Origin of the sequence: Cryptosporangium minutisporangium, from assembly GCF_039536245.1 — a bacterium.
Classification (GTDB): domain Bacteria; phylum Actinomycetota; class Actinomycetes; order Mycobacteriales; family Cryptosporangiaceae; genus Cryptosporangium; species Cryptosporangium minutisporangium.
In genome coordinates this window covers 1-18,257 of the sequence record NZ_BAAAYN010000058.1, presented here as the reverse complement: position 1 = coordinate 18,257, position 18,257 = coordinate 1, and the positions used below count along the sequence as shown (strand labels likewise).

Annotated in this window: 21 protein-coding genes; 9 read left to right on the top strand and 12 right to left on the bottom strand. The window is 69.5% G+C overall.

The genetic code is table 11. From position 1 onward, the window contains the following. Positions 1–74 precede the first annotated feature (74 nt). Together ABEB28_RS37200 and ABEB28_RS37195 are read right to left on the bottom strand one after the other, a co-directional pair. Positions 75–1,337, bottom strand: a complete 1,263-nt coding sequence (locus ABEB28_RS37200; protein ID WP_345732994.1) for a PP2C family protein-serine/threonine phosphatase — start codon at positions 1,335–1,337, stop codon at positions 75–77. 7 nt (positions 1,338–1,344) lie between these two features. Then, a complete protein-coding gene (locus ABEB28_RS37195; protein WP_345732993.1) occupies positions 1,345–2,025 on the bottom strand; it encodes a TetR/AcrR family transcriptional regulator in 681 nt (226 codons plus the stop codon). Positions 2,026–2,083: 58 nt separating this feature from the next. Between ABEB28_RS37195 and ABEB28_RS37190 the strand changes: the two genes are divergently transcribed. The 3 genes from ABEB28_RS37190 to ABEB28_RS37180 are packed head-to-tail and all read left to right on the top strand — an operon-like array spanning position 2,084 to position 4,178. Beyond that, a complete protein-coding gene (locus ABEB28_RS37190; RefSeq protein WP_345732992.1) occupies positions 2,084–2,386 on the top strand; it encodes a hypothetical protein in 303 nt (100 codons plus the stop codon). Then, positions 2,383–3,369 (top strand): ATP-binding cassette domain-containing protein, encoded by a 987-nt coding sequence (locus ABEB28_RS37185; RefSeq protein ID WP_345732991.1) that lies wholly within the window; start codon positions 2,383–2,385, stop codon positions 3,367–3,369. Before ABEB28_RS37190 ends, ABEB28_RS37185 begins: the two co-directional genes overlap by 4 nt. Next, positions 3,366–4,178 carry an ABC transporter permease gene (locus ABEB28_RS37180; RefSeq protein ID WP_345732990.1) on the top strand — a complete coding sequence of 271 codons (813 nt, stop codon included), beginning with the start codon at positions 3,366–3,368 and terminating at the stop codon, positions 4,176–4,178. The genes ABEB28_RS37185 and ABEB28_RS37180 overlap by 4 nt, the downstream gene beginning before the upstream one ends. 14 nt (positions 4,179–4,192) lie before the next feature. Here the strand turns inward: ABEB28_RS37180 and ABEB28_RS37175 are convergent, their stop codons facing one another. From ABEB28_RS37175 to ABEB28_RS37160, 4 genes are all read right to left on the bottom strand, one after another. Then, positions 4,193–4,702: a hypothetical protein gene (locus ABEB28_RS37175; RefSeq protein ID WP_345732989.1), complete on the bottom strand. Its 510-nt coding sequence runs from the start codon at positions 4,700–4,702 to the stop codon at positions 4,193–4,195. After that, the gene (locus ABEB28_RS37170; RefSeq protein WP_345732988.1) at positions 4,699–6,561 is read right to left on the bottom strand and encodes a DEAD/DEAH box helicase; all 1,863 of its coding nucleotides are present in this window, start codon (positions 6,559–6,561) and stop codon (positions 4,699–4,701) included. The genes ABEB28_RS37175 and ABEB28_RS37170 overlap by 4 nt, the downstream gene beginning before the upstream one ends. Next, positions 6,558–7,376: an NAD(P)H-binding protein gene (locus ABEB28_RS37165; protein WP_345732987.1), complete on the bottom strand. Its 819-nt coding sequence runs from the start codon at positions 7,374–7,376 to the stop codon at positions 6,558–6,560. The genes ABEB28_RS37170 and ABEB28_RS37165 overlap by 4 nt, the downstream gene beginning before the upstream one ends. 295 nt (positions 7,377–7,671) lie before the next feature. Further along, a complete protein-coding gene (locus ABEB28_RS37160) occupies positions 7,672–8,697 on the bottom strand; it encodes an LLM class flavin-dependent oxidoreductase (protein WP_345732986.1) in 1,026 nt (341 codons plus the stop codon). A gap of 176 nt (positions 8,698–8,873) precedes the next feature. Here ABEB28_RS37160 and ABEB28_RS37155 point away from each other — a divergent pair, with 176 nt between their 5' ends. Then, entirely contained in the window at positions 8,874–9,668 is a 795-nt protein-coding gene (locus tag ABEB28_RS37155) for an SAM-dependent methyltransferase (RefSeq protein WP_345732985.1), read from the top strand. Between the two features lie 254 nt (positions 9,669–9,922). Here the strand turns inward: ABEB28_RS37155 and ABEB28_RS37150 are convergent, their stop codons facing one another. After that, positions 9,923–10,513, bottom strand: a complete 591-nt coding sequence (locus tag ABEB28_RS37150; protein WP_345732984.1) for a dihydrofolate reductase family protein — start codon at positions 10,511–10,513, stop codon at positions 9,923–9,925. 137 nt (positions 10,514–10,650) lie between these two features. On the opposite strand from ABEB28_RS37150, the gene ABEB28_RS37145 reads away from it, so the two are divergent. Continuing rightward, positions 10,651–11,802, top strand: a complete 1,152-nt coding sequence (locus ABEB28_RS37145; RefSeq protein WP_345732983.1) for a leucine-rich repeat domain-containing protein — start codon at positions 10,651–10,653, stop codon at positions 11,800–11,802. A 26-nt stretch (positions 11,803–11,828) separates the two neighbouring features. Here the strand turns inward: ABEB28_RS37145 and ABEB28_RS37140 are convergent, their stop codons facing one another. From ABEB28_RS37140 to ABEB28_RS37130, 3 genes are all read right to left on the bottom strand, one after another. Next, positions 11,829–12,890, bottom strand: a complete 1,062-nt coding sequence (locus ABEB28_RS37140; RefSeq protein WP_345732982.1) for a CU044_5270 family protein — start codon at positions 12,888–12,890, stop codon at positions 11,829–11,831. Then, positions 12,887–13,465, bottom strand: a complete 579-nt coding sequence (locus tag ABEB28_RS37135; protein ID WP_345732981.1) for an RNA polymerase sigma factor — start codon at positions 13,463–13,465, stop codon at positions 12,887–12,889. Before ABEB28_RS37135 ends, ABEB28_RS37140 begins: the two co-directional genes overlap by 4 nt. Positions 13,466–13,640: 175 nt before the next feature. Then, positions 13,641–14,522 carry a PhzF family phenazine biosynthesis protein gene (locus tag ABEB28_RS37130; RefSeq protein ID WP_345732980.1) on the bottom strand — a complete coding sequence of 294 codons (882 nt, stop codon included), beginning with the start codon at positions 14,520–14,522 and terminating at the stop codon, positions 13,641–13,643. Here ABEB28_RS37130 and ABEB28_RS37125 point away from each other — a divergent pair. The 3 genes from ABEB28_RS37125 (at position 14,521) to ABEB28_RS37115 (ending at position 16,918) form a co-directional block, all read left to right on the top strand. Continuing rightward, positions 14,521–15,099 carry an Lrp/AsnC family transcriptional regulator gene (locus ABEB28_RS37125; protein WP_345732979.1) on the top strand — a complete coding sequence of 193 codons (579 nt, stop codon included), beginning with the start codon at positions 14,521–14,523 and terminating at the stop codon, positions 15,097–15,099. The genes ABEB28_RS37130 and ABEB28_RS37125 overlap by 2 nt on opposite strands. Positions 15,100–15,162: 63 nt before the next feature. Beyond that, the gene (locus ABEB28_RS37120) at positions 15,163–15,705 is read left to right on the top strand and encodes a SigE family RNA polymerase sigma factor (protein WP_345732978.1); all 543 of its coding nucleotides are present in this window, start codon (positions 15,163–15,165) and stop codon (positions 15,703–15,705) included. Then, on the top strand, positions 15,698–16,918 hold the full coding sequence (locus ABEB28_RS37115; RefSeq protein ID WP_345732977.1) for a hypothetical protein: 1,221 nt from the start codon (positions 15,698–15,700) through the stop codon (positions 16,916–16,918). Before ABEB28_RS37120 ends, ABEB28_RS37115 begins: the two co-directional genes overlap by 8 nt. 45 nt (positions 16,919–16,963) lie before the next feature. On the opposite strand, the gene ABEB28_RS37110 is transcribed toward ABEB28_RS37115, so the two are convergent. After that, complete coding sequence (locus ABEB28_RS37110) at positions 16,964–17,329, bottom strand: STAS domain-containing protein (protein ID WP_345732976.1); 366 nt, start codon at positions 17,327–17,329, stop codon at positions 16,964–16,966. A gap of 117 nt (positions 17,330–17,446) precedes the next feature. Here ABEB28_RS37110 and ABEB28_RS37105 point away from each other — a divergent pair, with 117 nt between their 5' ends. After that, a complete protein-coding gene (locus ABEB28_RS37105) occupies positions 17,447–17,929 on the top strand; it encodes a WapI family immunity protein (protein ID WP_345732975.1) in 483 nt (160 codons plus the stop codon). Positions 17,930–18,032: 103 nt separating this feature from the next. Here the strand turns inward: ABEB28_RS37105 and ABEB28_RS37100 are convergent. Then, the coding region (locus ABEB28_RS37100) for a matrixin family metalloprotease (protein WP_345732974.1) at positions 18,033–18,257 on the bottom strand (225 nt) is incomplete at its 5' end.

The window sequence follows — 18,257 nt, the reverse complement described above, 5'->3', positions numbered from 1 at the left end:
GTCTGATCCTGTCCGGACTCGTCTTGCTGGGTCTGCTCGGCTGGAGCTACCGCCGGCGCGCGGCCACGCGTTAGTCACGCCGTCGGGTCGCTCGCGCGTTCCGGGTCGGCTCCGTGGCGGGCAGATCTGGGGTTGTCGTGATCGCCGTACCAGTCGAGGACGAGCAGGGAGGCGTCGTCCGCGAGCGCCGAGCCGCCGGCGGCGAGCACCGCGTCGGCGAGCTCGCGGACGACTTCCCTGGGATGGGAGTCGGCGAGTTCGAGCAGGTGGTGGGTGAGGTCGACGAAGGCGACCCGACGCTCGAGCATGCCGTCGGTGAGCAGGACGAGGCGGTCGCCCGGCCGCAGCGCCAGCTCGGTGGCGCGGTAGGTCTGTTCGCTGCGGATTCCGAAGGGCAGGTCGATCGGAAGCATCAGCTCCTCGACGACCTGGCCGCGGACGAGCAGGGGCGGGATGTGCCCCGCGTTCACCATGCGCAGGAGGCCGGTGGGCAGCTCCAGCTGGGCGATCAGGCCGGTCGCGAACCCGAAGCCGCCCGGAGCGTTGTCCTTCAGCGTCTGATTCGCCGCGGCGGCTTGGTCGGTCAACGCCATGCCCACTCGTCGGCTGTTGCGGAGGCTGCCAACCCCCAACGTGGCGAGCAGTGCACTGTTCACGCCGTGGCCCATCGCGTCGGTCACGCTCATGTGCAGCACGTCGCGGGCCAGGCTGTAGTCGAAGGTGTCCCCGCCAATGCTGGCTGCCGGTTCCAGCCAGGCGGAGAGAGTGAACGCGGCTGCTTCGCAGGTGAAGGCACTGGGTAGCAGCCGTCGCTGGATCTCGGCCGCGAGGTTGAACGGAGCGGTGCGCTGGCCCCACTCGAACAGGTCGGTGTGGCGTCGAGCAGCGATGACGACGTACGCGAGGACGTGGGCGCCTAGACTGACCGCGTTCAGGGCCGCCTCGTCGGGCTCGGTCGGGAGGGTGAGTTCCAGGAGGCCGATGACCTCGCCCCGCTCGGTCACCGGTGCCATGACGATGTACGCACCGTTCGCGCCGGGCCCGACCTGCACGCGCTGGGAACGCAACGCCTGTTCCTGCGGGCCGCCGTCGAAGGGCAGAACCGTCGCGACCTCCTCGTCCTGCCGCCGCGTGTCGGCGGGCGTGAAGTACGGCACGTGAGCCAGGCGGACAAGCGCCCGGCCACTCAGATCCGCGACCAGGAACGAGGCCGCGGTCGCCCCCAGACCGATGGCCAGCCGTCGGGTGACCGCGTCCGCGGCGTCGACGGGCGCCGCGTTCTCGACAGCGAAGAGCATCTCCCACAGATCCGTGCCCGAGACGCCCTTGATGCTCACTTGGCGATCATATGGACGGGTGGACACCGGTGTCGCGGTACTGGATCTCGCCACTCGCCCAGCCGCAGAGCTGCGCGTGCAGGGTGCTGTGCGCCCACTCCTCCCAGCGCTCCGGGGCCCACTTCCGGTCGCGAACGAACAGGAGATACAGCTCCGGGCTCAGTAGCCCGAAGAGCAGGTCGGCAGCCTGCTCAGCGGACACGTCCGGTTTCGCGCCGGGCTTTCCCACGAGGCTGCGGGCCGCGGCGGTGTGGACCTCGAGGCGCGGATCGCTGTCCTGTTGCCAGAGACCGGCCAGGCTCGGATCTTGCATGCCGGCGGCGCGCAGCACGTCGATGATCGGCGCGACTCGCTGCAGCATCTCGCAGGTTCCTCGGACGTGGGTCCGCAACTGCGCGTCGGCGGTCTCGGCGGCGAGCGCATCGAGGAACCACGCGCGCTGCATCGTCGGGATCGGCTCGTCGTCACCGGCGATCGTGACGTCGACCAGTTCCTTGAGCAACGACGGCTTGTTGCCGAACGCGAAATAGATCGTCTGGACGGCAACGCCTGCTCGCTCGGCGATGCCCTGCAGCGTCGTGGCTCCGTACCCCTGGTCGACGAACAGCTCGTGGGCCGCCTGCAGGATCCGTCGCCGGGTCTGCCGCGACTTCTCGCCCTTCTTGCCGGTGCTCTTGACGAGTTGCATAGCCATACTTTAACACTAGAGTCGGTCTCTAAAAATGAACTCTAGCGAGGACGGAACCATGGCACTGATCCGGACAACTCGATACACCGCCGACCCCGCCGACGCCGACACGGTTCGCGAACGCCGCACCGAGCTCCTCGCGGCGATCAGGGCGACGTTCGGCGGCCCGACCGAGACCCGACTCATCCGGGTGGACGAGCGGACGTGGGTGGACATGTGGCGGTGGGACTCGCCCGAGACGCTCCGCGCGGCCCTCGACGGAGGCCCACGCCTCCCGCAGGCTGCCGCGGCGTTCGCCGTGGTCCGCGACGTGAGCGCGGAGCAGGGCGACGTCGTCGACGAAGACGTCTGGGTCCGATGAAACGCTCCGCCGGCCTGGCGGTCGAAGCCACCGGCCTGATGAAGACGTTCGGCACGACCCAGGCCGTGGACGGCGTCGACCTGGCCGTTCCGGCCGGTACGGTCTACGGGTTCCTGGGACCCAACGGCGCCGGGAAGACGACCACGCTGCGCATGCTCGCCACGCTGGTCCGCCCGGACGCCGGAACGGCGACGGTGTTCGGCTACGACGTGGTCCGCGACGCCGCTGCGGTGCGCGACCGGATCAGCCTGACCGGGCAGTACACCTCTCTGGACGAGGGCCTCACCGGCCGGGAGAACCTCGTCCTGCTCGGGCGGTTGCACGGCCACGCCGGCGCGGCCGCGGCGAGCCGGGCCGACGAGTTGCTCGGTGCGTTCTCCCTGCTCGACGCCGCCGACCGGCTGGTCTCGACCTACTCGGGTGGGATGCGGCGCCGGCTGGACATCTCGGCTGGGCTCATCGTCACCCCTGATCTGCTCTTCCTGGACGAGCCCACCACCGGGCTGGATCCACGCAGCCGCCACGACGTGTGGGCGATGGTCCGAGCGTTCGTCGCCGAGGGAACCACGGTGCTGTTGACGACCCAGTACCTCGACGAGGCCGATCAGCTCGCGGACCGGATCGCGGTCCTCGACCAGGGACGGCTCGTCGCGGAGGGCACCAGCGATGAGCTCAAGGCGTCGGTCGGCGGTGGCACGGTCCGCGTCCGGCTGGCCGAACCCCACGATCGGGCGGTCGTCCAACGGGTTCTGACGCGGGCGACCGGCGGCACCGTGACGCTGGACGCCGATCCGGTCGCTCTGACCGCCCAGCTACCGATCGCCGGCCCGGACGGCGTCGAGTCCGCAGTGGAGGCGCTGGCGACGCTGGCGCGCACCGACGTCGGGGTCACCGAGTTCACGCTCGGGCAGCCCAGCCTGGACGAGGTGTTCTTCGCGCTGACCGGTCGCCCGACGCCGCGCCGGACAGGGGAGGCGGAATGACAACGCTCGAAGCAGGCCGGGCCGGCTCGGGGCTGGTCGCCGGCCCGCGTCCGCCACGGCCCGGCGTCGTCGCCGCCAGCCTGGTGTTCGGTGGGCGCGCGCTGCGGAAGATCAGGCGTACCCCGGTCCAGATCTTCGACATCGTCGTGCACCCGGTCGTGTTCACCGTGATGTTCACGTACCTGTTCGGCGGTGCGGTCGGTGGATCGACCGACCGCTACATCGGCTACCTGGTGCCCGGGATCCTCGTGATGACGCTGCTGGTGACCACTGGAACGACCGGCGCCGCGCTCAACGTGGATCTGGGCAGTGGTGCGTTCGACCGCTTCCGCACGTTGTCGATCCATCCCGCCGCGCCACTGCTCGGAGCGATGCTCAGCGACGCCGTGCGGTATGCGCTCGCCTCCACGGTGGTCGTGGGGTTGGGTCTCGCGCTCGGCTTCCGCCCGGAGGGCAACCTCGGCGGCGTGGTGGCCGCGGTGCTGCTCGTCATCGCGTTCAGCGTCAGCCTGTCGTGGGGGTGGACGACGTTGGCGCTGTGGACGAAGTCGCCCGGAGCCAGTCTCGGCGTGACGCAGGCGGTGCTCTACCCGCTCTCGCTGTTCAGCAACATCTTCGTCGACCCGGCCACGCTGCCCGGATGGCTTCGCACCTTCGTCGAAGTGAACCCGGTGAGCCACTTGGTCACCGCGGTGCGGGATTTGATGGGCGGCGGCGCACCGGGGCGGGAGATCGTCTGGATCGCGCTCGCGTGCGCCGCCCTGACGTTGGTGTTCGCGCCGCTGTCGGTGCGTCTGCTCCGCGTCTGATGAGGCGACGCCGGCTACCCGTAGAACGTCGACGGATCGATGCGGGCGAGCGGTATCCGCGTCAATTCGGCCTCCTCTCGACGCGTCAGACCGCGAAGCAACAGGGCCAGTCGCGGCCGTTCGTCCACTCTTCTGGCCAGCTCGAAGAAGCAGGCCAGTACGTGGAGGCACGGCCGAGTGCGCCCGACGCACGTGCAGGTCGTCTCGACGTCGACCAGCGGCGCCAGCCGGGCCTCGACGAGGTCCCTGTGCACGGCGTCGGGGAGGTCGTCGTGCTCTGCGGCCACGACCATGCCGACCGCGTCGCGCTGCTGGGTGGTCCAGAGCGGAACGGTGATCCGGACCGCGTGCGCTTCGACGTCGGCGGTCGCGAGGCCGGGAGCGACGACGACCTCGGTCACCTGGTGTCGGCGCGCGAGTGATCGCGCACGGGGAATGAGCGGGTTGACCCGGGCGATCCGCACCGGCTGTGCCAGCCGGATCCAGTCGCGTCCCCACGCGGAATCGGCGAACTCGTCGGTCACCACGGGGTTCCGCCGGTGAGCAGGGAACGCAGCTCGTCGTCCGGCAGCCGGGCCAGGTCGGTGTCGAGTGCTGCCCGATCGCCGGTGATCGCTCCGGCGAGTTCTCGCTTGCCGGCGTGCAGCGCGTCGATGGCCTCTTCGATAGAGCCTTCGGTGACCAGGGTGTGCACGGTGACCGTCCGGGTCTGACCGATTCGGTGCGCACGGTCGCTGGCCTGCGCCTCCACCGCAGGGTTCCACCACCGGTCGTAGTGGACGACGTGCGTGGCCCGCGTGAGGTTGAGTCCGAAACCTGCCGCCCGCAAGCTCAGGACCAGGATCGGCGGCCCGTCCGGAGCCTCACTGAAATACTGGGCCATCGCCTCGCGGGCCGATCCCGACAGCTGACCGTGCAGAAACGGCACCGGGCCGCCGGTGACCTGCTCCCGGAGATGCCGGGTCAGGAGATCACCGGTCGCTCGGTACTGGGTGAAGACCAGCGCTCGGTCACCGTTGTCCACCAGCTCGGCGAGGATCTCGGTGACCCGGTCGAGCTTGCCGGAGCGTCCACCGAGCGGACCTCCGGTCGGCTGAACCTGTTCGGGATGGTTGCAGATCTGCTTGAGTCGACCGATCAGTGCGAGCACGCGGCCGCGTCGGCCTGCCCCTGCGCCCAGTCCGGCGGCGAACGCGTCGTCGACACCCGCCCGGTAGAGCGTCTGCTGTTCCTCGGTCATCGTGCAGACGACGCTGGTCTCGATCTTCTCCGGTAGCTCCGGCGCGACGTCGGCCTTGCGTCGGCGCAGGATGTGCGGGCCGACGATCTCGTGCAGTCGTGTCGCCGCGGCCGCAGATCGGTGCTCCTCGACCGCGGTGGCGAACCGCCGCCGGAAGCGCGCGCGCTCGCCGAGCAGCCCGGGATTGGTGAACGTCAGCAGAGACCAGAGATCGTCGAGCCGGTTCTCCACCGGAGTGCCGGTCATCGCCACGCGTAGGCGAGCGTTCAAAGCGCGCGCCGCTTTCGCGGCGCGGGCGTCGGGGTTCTTGATCTGTTGCGCCTCGTCGAGGATGACGACGTCCCACGCGGTGGCGCGCAATGCGTTGTCGGCTCGCAGGATGCCGTAGCTGGTCAGGACGGTGCCCGGAGCGTCCAGGACGACTCGGGTCCGATCTGGGCCGACGTAACTCCGAACCGAAAGGCCGGGGGCGAAGCGCGCGATCTCCCGGCTCCAGTTCCCGAGAACCGACGTCGGGCAGACCACCAGGTGCGGCCGAGGACCGGTACGGGCGGCGAGTACCGAGATCGCCTGCACGGTCTTCCCGAGTCCCATCTCGTCGGCGAGGACACCACCGCCCTGAGCTTCCGACGCCAGCAGCCACGCGACTCCCGCTCGCTGATAAGGACGGAGGAGGCCCGCCATCGGCGTCTCGTCCGCGGTGGGTGCTACCAGGCGAGCTATCGCCTCGACGGTGGCCCGGGCCGACCAGATCGTGGCGCCATCCAGGCCAATCCCGGCGTGGCTCGCGGTCGGCAATCGCTCGACCAGCGTGTCGGCCGGGCGCCGGCCCTCGACGAAGGACGCCGCCAGCGCCGCCCATGCCGTCACCGACGGTGCGGCCGACGTTGCCGGAGCCAGTTCGGCCAGGGCCCGCAGGGCCGGCTCGGGCGGCACCAGCACGGCCGGCACAGGAACTGCGGCCACCGCGGTGCGGTCGTCAGCAGTGGGTAGCGCGAGCGCAACCGTCGTGACCGTTCCGCCCGGCAGGCCGAGCCTCGTCGCCTCCCGCGCCGGGTCGGCCGTGCCCCACCACGCGAAACGCTCCTGTTCCAGCAGGTAAGTCGCCTGCAATCGGCCCGGCAGCACCGGCGCTGTGCTCATCGGAACGCCTCCCGGTGGTCGTCGGCCCACTCGCGTAGCGTCCGGGCGGGGCGGCCGGTGACCTGCTCGACCGTGTCGGACACCGGGTCGGGCTGCTCAGCGGCGCGAGTCCACAGGCCGAGCATCCAGTCCGCCACCTCGGCGGGTAGGTAGGCGCTCACGGCGGTCCGCCACTCGGACGGGTCGATCTCCTCGAAAGGCACCGGCCGGCCCAGTGCGGCGCCGAGTGCGGCGGCCTGCTCGGGCTTGGTGAGCGACTCCGGACCCGAGATGGTGTGAATACTCCCGGCCGCGCGATCGTCCAGGAGCGCGGCGACCGCAACGGCCGCGACGTCGGCCTCATGGATCGGCGCCTGCCTCGCGGCCGCGATCGGTTCACGAACCGGCTGGCCCGACCGGATCACCTCGGCCCAGTCGAGCAGGTTCGCGGCGAACATGCCCGGTCGTACGTGCGTCCACTCCAGACCCGCTTCCTCCACGGCCTTCTCGACGGCGCGATGCCAGGAGTCCCCGGGCTGGGCGGCCGTCGCCGAGGAGAGCACCACTACCCGGCGCACACCGGCCTTCCGGGCGGCCGCCACCAGCGCCTCGGGGTCGGCCGTCATCGCGATCAGATAGGCATGGGTCACTCCGGCGAACGCCGCCCCGAGTTCGTCCGGGCGGTCAAGGTCGCCCCCGACGACCTGGACGCCCGACGGCAGCCCTGCGCGCTCCGGGTGTCGCGTCAACGCCCGGACTTCGGCGCCGGCGGCGAGCAGCTGATCAACGACGCAACGACCGACCCGACCGGTCGCTCCGGTGACCAAAAAAGGCACAGTTCCTCCAAGGCAGGAATGCGGAATGCGATGGCCGGAACCTTACCCATATTTGCTCGCTATTCGCACATAGCAATATTCCAGATAGCAATTCCCGAATAGTGTCAACCCCTCGGGGAGATTAATTAATGGCACCCCCTTTATTGGTCGTCTCGTCCCAGGAGCGGATCCTGGGCCCACGGAATGTGCGACGCTTCGCGCCATGACCCGCAGTTCTTGGCCCACGCGTTGCAGACCTACCGTGACCAGCCCGAACGCCGCGCGCTGATCGGCGTCCCGGAAGAACTCGACTTCCTCAACGCACCTCGCCCGGTCGTGGAGCCTCAATTCGCCCGCCGTGAGACGGCGGGAGGTGCGGGTTGAGGGTCGCCAGCAGCGGAAACACCTCCTGGGCGAACTCCTCCACGGCCTCCGATTGGTTCTCCACCGCGAACCGGACGACGACGTGACGGGCGCCGGCCGTCGCGTACCGGCCCAGCCAGGCGGCGCACCCGGCGGCGGTGCCCACGAACACCGCCTGCCGCGCTTCGATGTACTCCAACGGCGCGTTGTAGTAGCGCTGAATGCTGGCCCGGGCACGCTGCCTGCCCCGCTCGGGGTCCTCGTCGAGGCACACCGTCGCGTAGAAGGCGGGCGTGAGCGCGTCGGGTCGGTCGTGGTCCGCCGCGGACTGTTGGAGGGCGGCCCACTCTTCGGTGTACGCGGTCCACGTCGGCGGGTAGGGCAACCAGCCGTCGGCCTGGCGGGCGACCCGACGTAGGGCCGATCCGCCGCCGGCCATCCAGATCGGGGGGCCGCCGACCTGTGCCGGCGTCGGTCCGAGGGTCACGTCCTGGAAGCGGACGTGGGTACCCGCGAACGAGGCCGGGCCGCCTGCCCACAGCAGCCGGATGGCGTCGATCGATTCGTCGAGGCGGGCACTCCGATGGGCGAACCCAACCCCGAGCGTGGCGAACTGGGCCTCGGTGACCGGATGGGGGAAGCCCGCCCCCATGCCGACGACGAGTCGGCCGTCGGCGATCCGGTCCAGCGTGGCAAGTTGGTGGGCGAGCAGGATCGGATGGCGCAGCGCCGCCAGCAACACTGCGGTGCCGAGAGTGACTTGAGTGGTGACCGCGGCGACAGCGGCGAGGACCAGCAGCGGGTCGGCTCGAGGCCGCGTCAGAGGGCTGTCGCCGACCCACACCGAGTCGAACCCCAGCGCTTCGGCACGACGCGCACCGGCTATCACCGGGCCGAGCGCGCTGTCGCCGGCCGCTAGCCGGTCGCGCGTGGGCAGCAGATAGCCGATCCGCAGTTGGTCGGGTCGGACGAACGCCACGGGACCTCCTCGGTCGCTTGGTCGTGCTCCGTCCGGACCTTATCGGTCGACTTCTCGTTTTTGAAGTACGAGATCTCAAATCATTATGTTCGGGCGCGTGTCCACATCGGGGGGTGGGCGGGTGAGGGCGTCAGTACGATGAGCGCGCCATGGTTGGCCGCAGTGAGGAGCAGTACGTGTCCGACACGCAGATCGATTCGTCGACCCCGCACGCGGCGCGCCGCTACGACTACTGGTTGGGCGGCAAGGACAACTTCGCCGCTGACCGGGCATCCGGCGATGCGATCGCCGCGGCGTTTCCCGCAGTGCGCACCTGGGCGATCGAGAATCGGGCCTTCATGCGGCGCGCCGTCGCCTACCTCGCGCGGGAAGCGGGGATCCGGCAGTTCCTCGACGTCGGCACCGGCATCCCCACGTCGCCGAACCTGCACGAGGTCGTGCAGGAGATCGCCCCGGAGAGCCGGGTCGTGTACGTCGACAACGACCCACTGGTGCTCACGCACGCCCGCGCGCTGATGAACAGCGCCACACCGCAGGGCAAGGTCGCCTACCTCGACGCTGACCTGCACCACCCGGACGCCATCCTCGGCTCCGACGAAGTCAAGCAGACGCTCGACCTGCGTGAGCCGGTTGCGCTGACCCTCGTCGCGGTCCTGCACTTCTTCCGCGACGCCGACGACCCGTACCAGATCGTGCGGATGCTCATCGACGCGCTGCCCGCCGGCTCGTACCTGGCGATCAGCCACGCCACCTGGGACCACCTGCCCCCCGAGGCGGTGCCCGAGTCGGTCAAACAAGCGCAGGCCAACGAGGCCCAACTGCGGAACAAAGCCGAGTTCGAACGCTTCTTCACTGGGCTCGAGCTCGTCGAGCCGGGCATCAGCGTGGTCTCGGAGTGGAAAGACGACCGCAGCGAGAGGCCGGATCCGTCCCAGGTGTCCTGCTACGGGGCGGTCGCTCGCATTCCCTGACGAGCGCGGCTGGCCGAGACGAGCATGGCGGCGAGGAACAGCAAACCCCCGACCAGGAACCACGGCTCGTACAGGCCAACGGCGAACCGGTCCAGCTTGGGTAGATCAGCCAGCCGCGCGTCGGTGAACAGCAGCCGTGCCCCAGTCCGGGACGGTAGGTAGCGAGTGCGCCAACAGCACAGCGGATCGCCCCATCGGGGATTCCCTGCCCGAGGCCCTGAACCAGACGCCTCATGTCTCGTCCGGTACGTCCTCTAGGCGTGGGCGCCTCGGACGGCGTATCGATGCATCGTGACGCCCTGATCGAACGACATCTGCTCCAGCAGGTCGAGCTCGATCGGCTCGTCGTGTGCGTCGAAGAGCGGACGGCCCGCGCCGAGGATCACGGGGTGGGTGAAGAGCAGCAGTTCGTCGAGTAGCCCCGCCCGGAGCAGTTGCGTGGCGAGAGTGGCACCGCCGACTCCGATGTCGCCGTCGGTCTGCGCGCGTAGTTTCGTGAGTTGGTCGATCGCGTTGTCGTCCCGGCCGATGATGCGAGTGTTGTGTTCCGCGCTGGTGCGGCTGCGTGACACCAGCACCTTGGGCTTCGACGTCCAGATCTCGCCGTACTCGCGGAGGAAGTCCGGCAGCGAACCGTCCTCGCGCGCTCCCGGCCAGAACGCCTCCATCGTCTCGTAGATCGTGCGCCCCTCGACGAACACCGACAGGGCTCGCGCCCGATCGTTGAACTCCTGATGCAACGCCTCCCCGATGCGCATCCAGCTCCCGCCGCCCTCCTCGCCCGGGGCGTGCTCGATCTTCAGGTCGAGGGAGACGTTCATCCAGTACACGAACCGCCCCGCCATGCTGGCCTCCCACTGATGGCTATCTGCAACTCTGTAGCCCGACCCTCTCATCCGCGAGCACACCGACGCGGTCAACGGGCGCCGAAGGCGGGCGGTAGTCTCCGCCGCAATCGGTTGTCGCGAATGGAGTCGTCCAGATGGCTTCGAGCGCAGAAGAGCGCATCGCCGTAGCCGCAGCGGAAGGCCGCACCCGGCTCAACCTGTCGAACCTCGGCCTGCGCGAGTTACCGGACAGCCTTTTCGGCCTCACCGAACTCACCGAGCTGGTGCTGTGCGACAACGAGCTGTCGACGCTGCCCGCGAGCATCGGTGCGCTCACCCGGCTGCGGACGCTTGACCTGGACGGCAACCGGTTGACCGCACTGCCGCCCTCCTTCGGTGATCTCGCCGCACTCGAAGTGCTCCACCTGGCCGGCAACCAGCTCACGTCGCTGCCCGACCGGTTCGGTGATCTGACGTCGCTGACCGCTCTGGGGCTCAACGGCAACCAGCTGACCGTCGTCCCGGAGACGATCGGCAGGCTGACCGGTCTCACCGCGCTCTACCTCGGCGACAACCGGCTCACCGCGCTGCCCGAGACCATCGGCGAGCTGACCGGTCTCACCGAGTTCGGCCTGGCCGAGAACCGCATCGAGACGCTTCCGGAGCGGATCGGCGACCTGACGGCGCTCCGAGAGTTCTACGCCGGTCAGAACCTGCTCGACGCGTTGCCCGACACGATGACGGGGCTGAGCGCTCTGCGCACCCTCACGTTGCCGGAGAACCGGTTCACGTCGGTGCCCCCGGTGTTGGCGAAGCTGCCCGCGCTCCGGTCGCTCGGAATGGACGGCAACCCTCTCGCCGACCTCACGGGGCGCGGGGCGCTGAGCGGCCTCACGCACCTCTACCTGCCCGGCTGTGGGCTCACCGAGGTACCGGAGGAGATCGGAGACCTGAGCGGCCTGACCGTTCTCGGGCTCGGTCACAACGAACTCACCACGCTGCCGGGCTCCATCGGCCGTCTGGAGGCGCTCACGGAGCTGTGGCTCCAGGGCAACCGGCTGACCGTCTTACCCGACACGGTGGGGAATCTCCGCGCCCTCCGGATGCTCAACGCTCATCGCAACCGGCTGACCACTCTCCCCGACAGCCTCGCGGAGATCCCTGGCTTGACCACGTTGTACGTCGGCGAGAACGCCCTCACCAGCCGTCCGCCGGTGTGGGATCGCCTGACAGCGCTGACCGAGTACAACGTCGAAGGCACCGAAATCGTCCGGATCCACACGGAGTATCACTTCGACGAGGAGTGACGGAGTCGCTCGGCCGACGACTGCGGTCACTCTCCGTCTGTGCTGGTGTACTCGCTCCGGGTGAGGGTCTCGTAGGTCAACACCGCGGGGATGCGCACGTTGAGACGGCCTGCGTCCTTGGTGAGCATCTGCTCCCAGCCGAGTAGCCGCCCGTTGGCCGGGTCCACGATGACGGTGTACTGCGTCGGCAGCCCGCTGTAGGCGGAGTCCAGCAGGAACGCCTCGCCGTGCCGGCCGCTGCGGTCGGTGACCGATCCGGCGGCGCGCAAGCCGGGCACGGTCGCGAGCGAGCGGAGAAGTGCGGCTCGTTGCGGTGGCGTGAGGACTTGCTCCCGGCAGAGGTCGGTGACGGCGGTGAAGACGCCAGCGGGTCCGTTGGCGACAGGGTGGTTGATGCGCAGGAACTGCGTCATCTGCCGGGGGTCGGTCGGAGCGGGCTGCTTCCAGGTGCCGTAGTACTCGCCGACCGACCACGTCTGGACGGTACGGTCGTCGTCCTCGCCGAGACGCGACCACCAATGCCGGTCGTCCTCCGACTCGAAAGTCGCCGGCTGGGTCGTGGTCACCGACCGTCCGGAACCGTCCTCGGCGAGCCACTTCTCGGTCTTGCGCGGGACGACCGCAGACGTGGTGGTGCCGCCTCGGGTCGCACTGTCGAGATACCACCCGACCACGGTGATGTGCCGGTAGCGTCCCTCGCCGGTGTCGTCGGGTAGGGATGTGGTCCGCGCAGCGATCCGTTCGAGTGCCGGCGCAGCGGGCGCTACCGGTGTCTGCCGGAAGGTCAGCGGTGGCGGGGTCGCGGCGTAGGCGGCCTCATCAGAGCCGAGTAGCTTGACCGCGATCGGAGTAGTGCCCGCCAGCACGGCCGCGGCGGCAGCCCCGACCAGGAACGCTCGGCGGCGTGTCGGCCTGGCGCCCCTCGGTGGGACCGCCCTTTGAGCACCGGGAGCACCACTGCCGAGGATCGTGCGCAGGTCGGCGTCCCGGTCCGCCTCGTCGATCCGACCGGCGGACCGAGCCTCCGCCGGAGCGGGATCCAGCGGGCCGAAGAGGCGCCGTAGGTCGTCTTCCAGCCCAGCGTTCACGAGCGGGCCTCCTTCTTTTCTGCCGCCGGGGCACCCGGACGCTCTCCCGCCGGGGCACCCGGACGTGTGCAGTCACCGGACTGAGCGGCTACTCGCGCGAGGGCCTCGTGGGCCTGTTGACGGGCGCGGTGCAGCCGCATCGTGGCCGCCGAGACGCTGCACCCCGTGACGGTCGCCGCCTTCGCGATGGTCAGACCCTCCCAAGCGACCAGCCGAACGATCTCCTGGCTGATCTCCGGTAGAGCGCCGAACACCTCCGCCAGCGCCAGCTGACCGGCCACTCGATCGGCCGGGTCGCCCGCGTGCACTTCCGGCTGCTGCTCGATGCGCGCTCGTAGCGAGGCCGCACGACGGGCGCCCCGTACCTCGTTGGCCAACGTGTGACGAGCCACCGCGTAGAGCCACGGCAAAGCCGCCTCGGGCGGCACCTCGCTGAAGCGACGCCAAGCCACTAAGAAGACATCGGCGACGGCGTCGCGCACCGCGTCACCGGCCAGCCGCCGCCGGACGTAGCGTTCGACGTCGCCGTAGTGGCGGCGGTAGAACACGGTGAAAGCCTGCTCATCGGGGGCCATCACACCTCCTACCCAGCCTGTGTCCGGCAGCAGCCAGATCCTCACCGCCCGGCAGGAGGTTCACTTCCACGGCCTGTTCAGGGCCAGGCACCAGCCCAGCGCCGAACCAGGACTGCCCGCAGCGCAGCCGCGCTCGGAGCACCCGAATCCGGGCGCTGGGCTTACGCCGTAAGGTTCACGCCAGCCTGAGCTCTCCCCGAGCGGTGATCAAGCCGGAGCCGGACAGCCGCACCCGGTCGTCGGCCACGTCCACTCGGATGCGGCTAGGGCGCCCCAGGTAGTGACCCTGCTCGATGAACACCGGTGAGCCGGACGGCACCTTCCCCGACCGCACGAGGGCCGCGGCGAGTGGGCCCGCCGCCGTCCCGGTCGCCGGATCCTCGGCGATGCCCACGGTCGGGTTGAAGAAGCGGGTGTACGCGGCGGCCCCGTCGTCGCCCGCCGTGGTGTAGAGGTAGCAGCCCTCGCCGCCGGCTTCAGCCAGGAGCGCGGCGAGATCGCGGCTCTGTGCCACCGCGGCGTCGACCGCCTCGCGGGTGGCGAGCGGAACGAGCAGGTGCGCGACACCGGTGGACACCACCTGGGCGGTGGCGTCGGCGGCGAGGTGCCGAGATTCGAGCCCGAGCGCGCCGGTCAGCCGTTCGCCGTCGGTGACCTGCTTGCCGAACTCGGGGGCGCCTTGATCCATGACGATGCGGACCGGTTCGCCGGCGACTCGCAGAATCTCGACGGCGAGGACCTCGGCGCCGATGCGCTGCTGCATCGTCACGGCTGGCTGGTCACCGGTGAATCCTTGATCGGCCAGCCACAACCACGCTCCGAGCGCGTTGTGCCCGGCACCATCGACCTCGACTCCGGCCGGGGTGTACGAGCGCAAGCGCCAGTCAACTCCCTCCTCCTCGGACCGGAGCAGGAAGGTCGTCTCGGACTGATTGAACTCGCGGGCGATGGCTTGCATCTGCGGCACGGTCAGGTCGTCGGCCTCGGGCACCAGCGCCAACGGGTTGCCGGTCAGCGGTCGGTCCGCGAAGACGTCGACGAAGTAGAAGCGGATCATGGCTCTCAGTCTCGATCACCACGGGATCCTCGCGGCAGCGCACTTCTGCGGAGATGGTCGTCTTCGGCCGTCGAATCTGCTGCAAAATCGCGAGATGACGAACGGGCCAGTCACACGCGACCTAGACACTGTGGATCACGCACTACTCGCGGCCGTACAACGGGACGGTCGCGCCACTCTTGCTGAACTGGCGGAGGCGATCCAGCTCAGCGTCTCGGCAACGCGTGCGCGGCTGCGCATGCTGGAGCAGAACCGGGTGATCACCTCCTACGCTGCTCGCGTCGACGCGGAGGCCCTCGGTTACACGTTGCGCGCGGTCGTCCGGATGAAGGTGCACGGCTCGCTCTACGACAACGTCGCGCACGTCCTCGAGCAACGTCCCCAGATCGTGCGCTGTCTGCGCGTCACCGGAGAGTCGTGTTACGTCATGGAGATCGTCGCCGCCGGCATGAAGGACCTCGAGGCGATCACCTCGGACCTGGCCCGTATCGGCTCGATCACCACCGATCTCGTCTACGAGATCGTGGCGGACAAGCCGACGCCCTCCCTCCCGGTTGACGCCTCCCGGCGCACGTAGAGACCAGCCGCTGCAACGCGGCGGGGCCACTGCGCGTCTTGGGGGACGAACAGGGAGGTGCACATGGCGAAGCCCGATGGCTTCGAACAGTTCGTGCTCGAACGCGCCGCCGCCCTCAGCCGCTACGGACTCGTGCTGACCGGCAACCCGCACGACGCGGCTGATCTCGTGCAGGAAGCGCTGGTCCGGCTGCGTGGCGCCTGGACCCGGGTGCAGTACAAGCGCGATCCGGAGTCGTACGTCCGGACGACGATGGTGCGGCTGCACATCAGCAGATGGCGCAAGCTTCGGCGGGAGTTTCTCACCAACAGAGTTCCTGAGCAGTGGGCGCCCGATCCCGGGATCGTCCGCGCCGGGGACGACATCGGCCTGTGGCAGCGGGTCGACACGCTGCCGCCGCGGCAACGCGCGGTGCTGGTGCTCCGCTACTACGAAGGCTTGGCCGACGAGGAGATCGCCGCGCATCTCCGGGTCACCACCGGCACGGTTCGCAGCCAGGCCTTACGTGGCCTGCGCAAGCTCCGCGGCCAGATCGACGCACCCAACGGCTCGGCGCGATCGCTCGAGCCGGAACCCGAGCCATCAGAGGGGAGCCGGCATGCCTGACCTCGAGGAAGACCTGTCCCGTCTGTTCCGCCAAGTCGCCGGATCCGCGTCCGCGCCGGGCGCCGAACTCGTCCGCGACGTCGAACGCCGGTACACCCGCCGACGGGGAACGCTGACTGCTCTCGTCGCCGGGGTGGCCGTGCTAGTCGTGCTGGTCGGCGGCATGGGTGCGGTCCGCGTCGTCGGCGACGACCCCCGTCCGTCGAAACCGATCACACCGGCCGCGGACGGGCCGGTCACCGAGGTGTGGCCGACGGCGCTCCGCCGGGTCCCGCTGACGCTGCCCAACGGGAAGCAGTACTCGTTCGCAGGGCTCCTGCCCGACGGCCGGTTCGTCGTGAGCACGCTGGGCGGCTTCGAGAAGATCGATGCCCTGTGGGTGTGGGACCCCGACGCCGGAACGGCGGAGAAGGTCGTGACGTTGGCGGACCGCCCGGAAGGGCGTGCGTTCACCCAGCGAATTCTGGTCGACGACGACTGGGTCGTCTGGTCGATCGACTACCTCGACGCGGACTCCAACGCTCGCGCCTCCGAGGTGTGGGCGATGCCGGTCACCACGTTGGCCCCGAAGCGGGTCGCCGAGTGGAGCGGCAAGAACGTGCGGGGACCATTCGACCTCGCGCTCACCGACGGCGTCGTCCGGTGGCGGAGCCTGGACGGGATCGGGGAGGTGCCGCTGTCCGGCGGGACGCCGCGCGTCCTGCCCGGAACCCAGGGCTACGGCGTCGTCTCGTGGCCGTGGATCGGTTCCCCGCCACCGCTCACGCGGGAGAGCCAAGGCAAGATGGTGTACGGAACACAACGCAACCTGGTCACCGGCGAGCGCCGCGTCGCGAAGACCCCAACCGCGAAGAACTTCGACGGTTCGTGCTCGGTCACGTGGTGCGTCTACCGCGGCAAGCAGTACACATCGTCGCGCTTCGACGGGTCCGACCGGCGGACCTACTCCGACGTCTTGGAGTCCCCCGGTATGGACGGCGGCATCATCCGAGACCGCTACCTCCTGCTCCAGCCGCACATGGGGACGCCGAAGGCGCGGCTCGTGGTCGTTGACCTGACGAACAACCGACAGGTCGTCCTGGGTCCGGTGGTTACCGGCGCGGACGGCAACACGTCGGCGATCCGCTGGACCAGCGACCAGTTCATCGCCTGGACCGACAACAACCGCAAGCCCACCGAGTACCTGGTGCTGGACTTGTCGAAGGTCGACTGAGCAGACTGCCGGTGCGGGCCCAGGGCCCGCACCGGCATACACCCATCAGCCGCGGTGCCAGTCCTCGTAGCGATACAGGTCGAAGGTGCGCAGTGCGGCCTCGCTGACCCTGAGAAAGGTCATCGAGGTTCCTTGGTCGGCGGTGTGACGGTGGATCGAGGAGAAGGTACTCAGCGCGATCTCGTGGAGCGCGGTGACGCCGCCGAGGTCGATGAGGACGTCCGCCCGTGGTGCGGATCCGGCAGCCATCTCCGCGGCGTTCAGCAAGGGCTCGGACCATTGGTCGATGTCGCCGGCGAAGTCCAGGCGGAGCTGCCGAGGGCTGGGCTGGTAGATCCGCAGGTGCGGCGGCCGACGTGACGGTGGCTGGGCAGGCAGCGACTCGGAGTAGTCGATCGGCGGCTCGGACATGCAGCAGAGATCCCGGGACTGAGGTCGGAGGCGGCCCCAGACTAGGACGGCAAGGTTGCAAAGGCGCCTCGCGTCGAATGGAAGGGTCTTGTTGTCGCAGACGGGGGGCGTATCGGTGTGCGGCTGATCTCTGACGACGGCGCGGTCGTCGAGTTGCGGGTGACCGGCTACCAGATCCCCGACCTGGCCGGACCTCACGATCCTGCGGGGGATGCGCGCTGGGACGCGAACTGGCTGACCGTCCTCGGCCGGGTGACGACGTCGAATGGCCGCGGGTGGGAGTTCTCTGATCCTTGCCTGATGGTGGAGGAGGCGCACGCTCTGTCGGGCTGGCTGCGGACCGCCGCAGTCGGCCGGTTTCCCGGCTACCGCCGGCGCGAGGGCAGTGCACTCACGTTCCTGGAACCGAACCTGGAGTTCGCCTTGCGTTCCCGTACCGCGGATCGGGCCGTTTTGCGGGTCCGCTTCTCGTACGAATCGGCCCCTGAACCGACGCTCCGAGGGCGACCGGTCGCGGTGTTGGTGCGGATGCGCCCTGACGCGCTGCTGCGAGCGGGCGGCGAGTGGTCGGAGGAGATCGCCCGCTTTCCGCAGCGATGAGCCGCCGCGATCCCGCCCACGGCCGCCGGGGAACGAAAACGGCGGCCCGTCGGCGCGAGGGGCGCCGGCGGACCGCCGTTGGTTCGTGCGGGCTACCGCGGGGTCAGCGGGTGCCGTACAGGGCGGCCAGGCCCTGGTAGTCACCCAGGCCCAGGGAGCGCTTGCCGGCCGAGCAGGTCGACAGCGCCGGGGTCATGACGGCGCTGGCGTTGGCGGACTGGCTGACGTGGTTGAGGCCCAGCGAGTGACCACGCTCGTGGAGGACGACCGACTGCAGGTCGTAGGCGTTGTTGCAGTTCGCGGTGGTGGTGAAGAACTTGTACTGGGT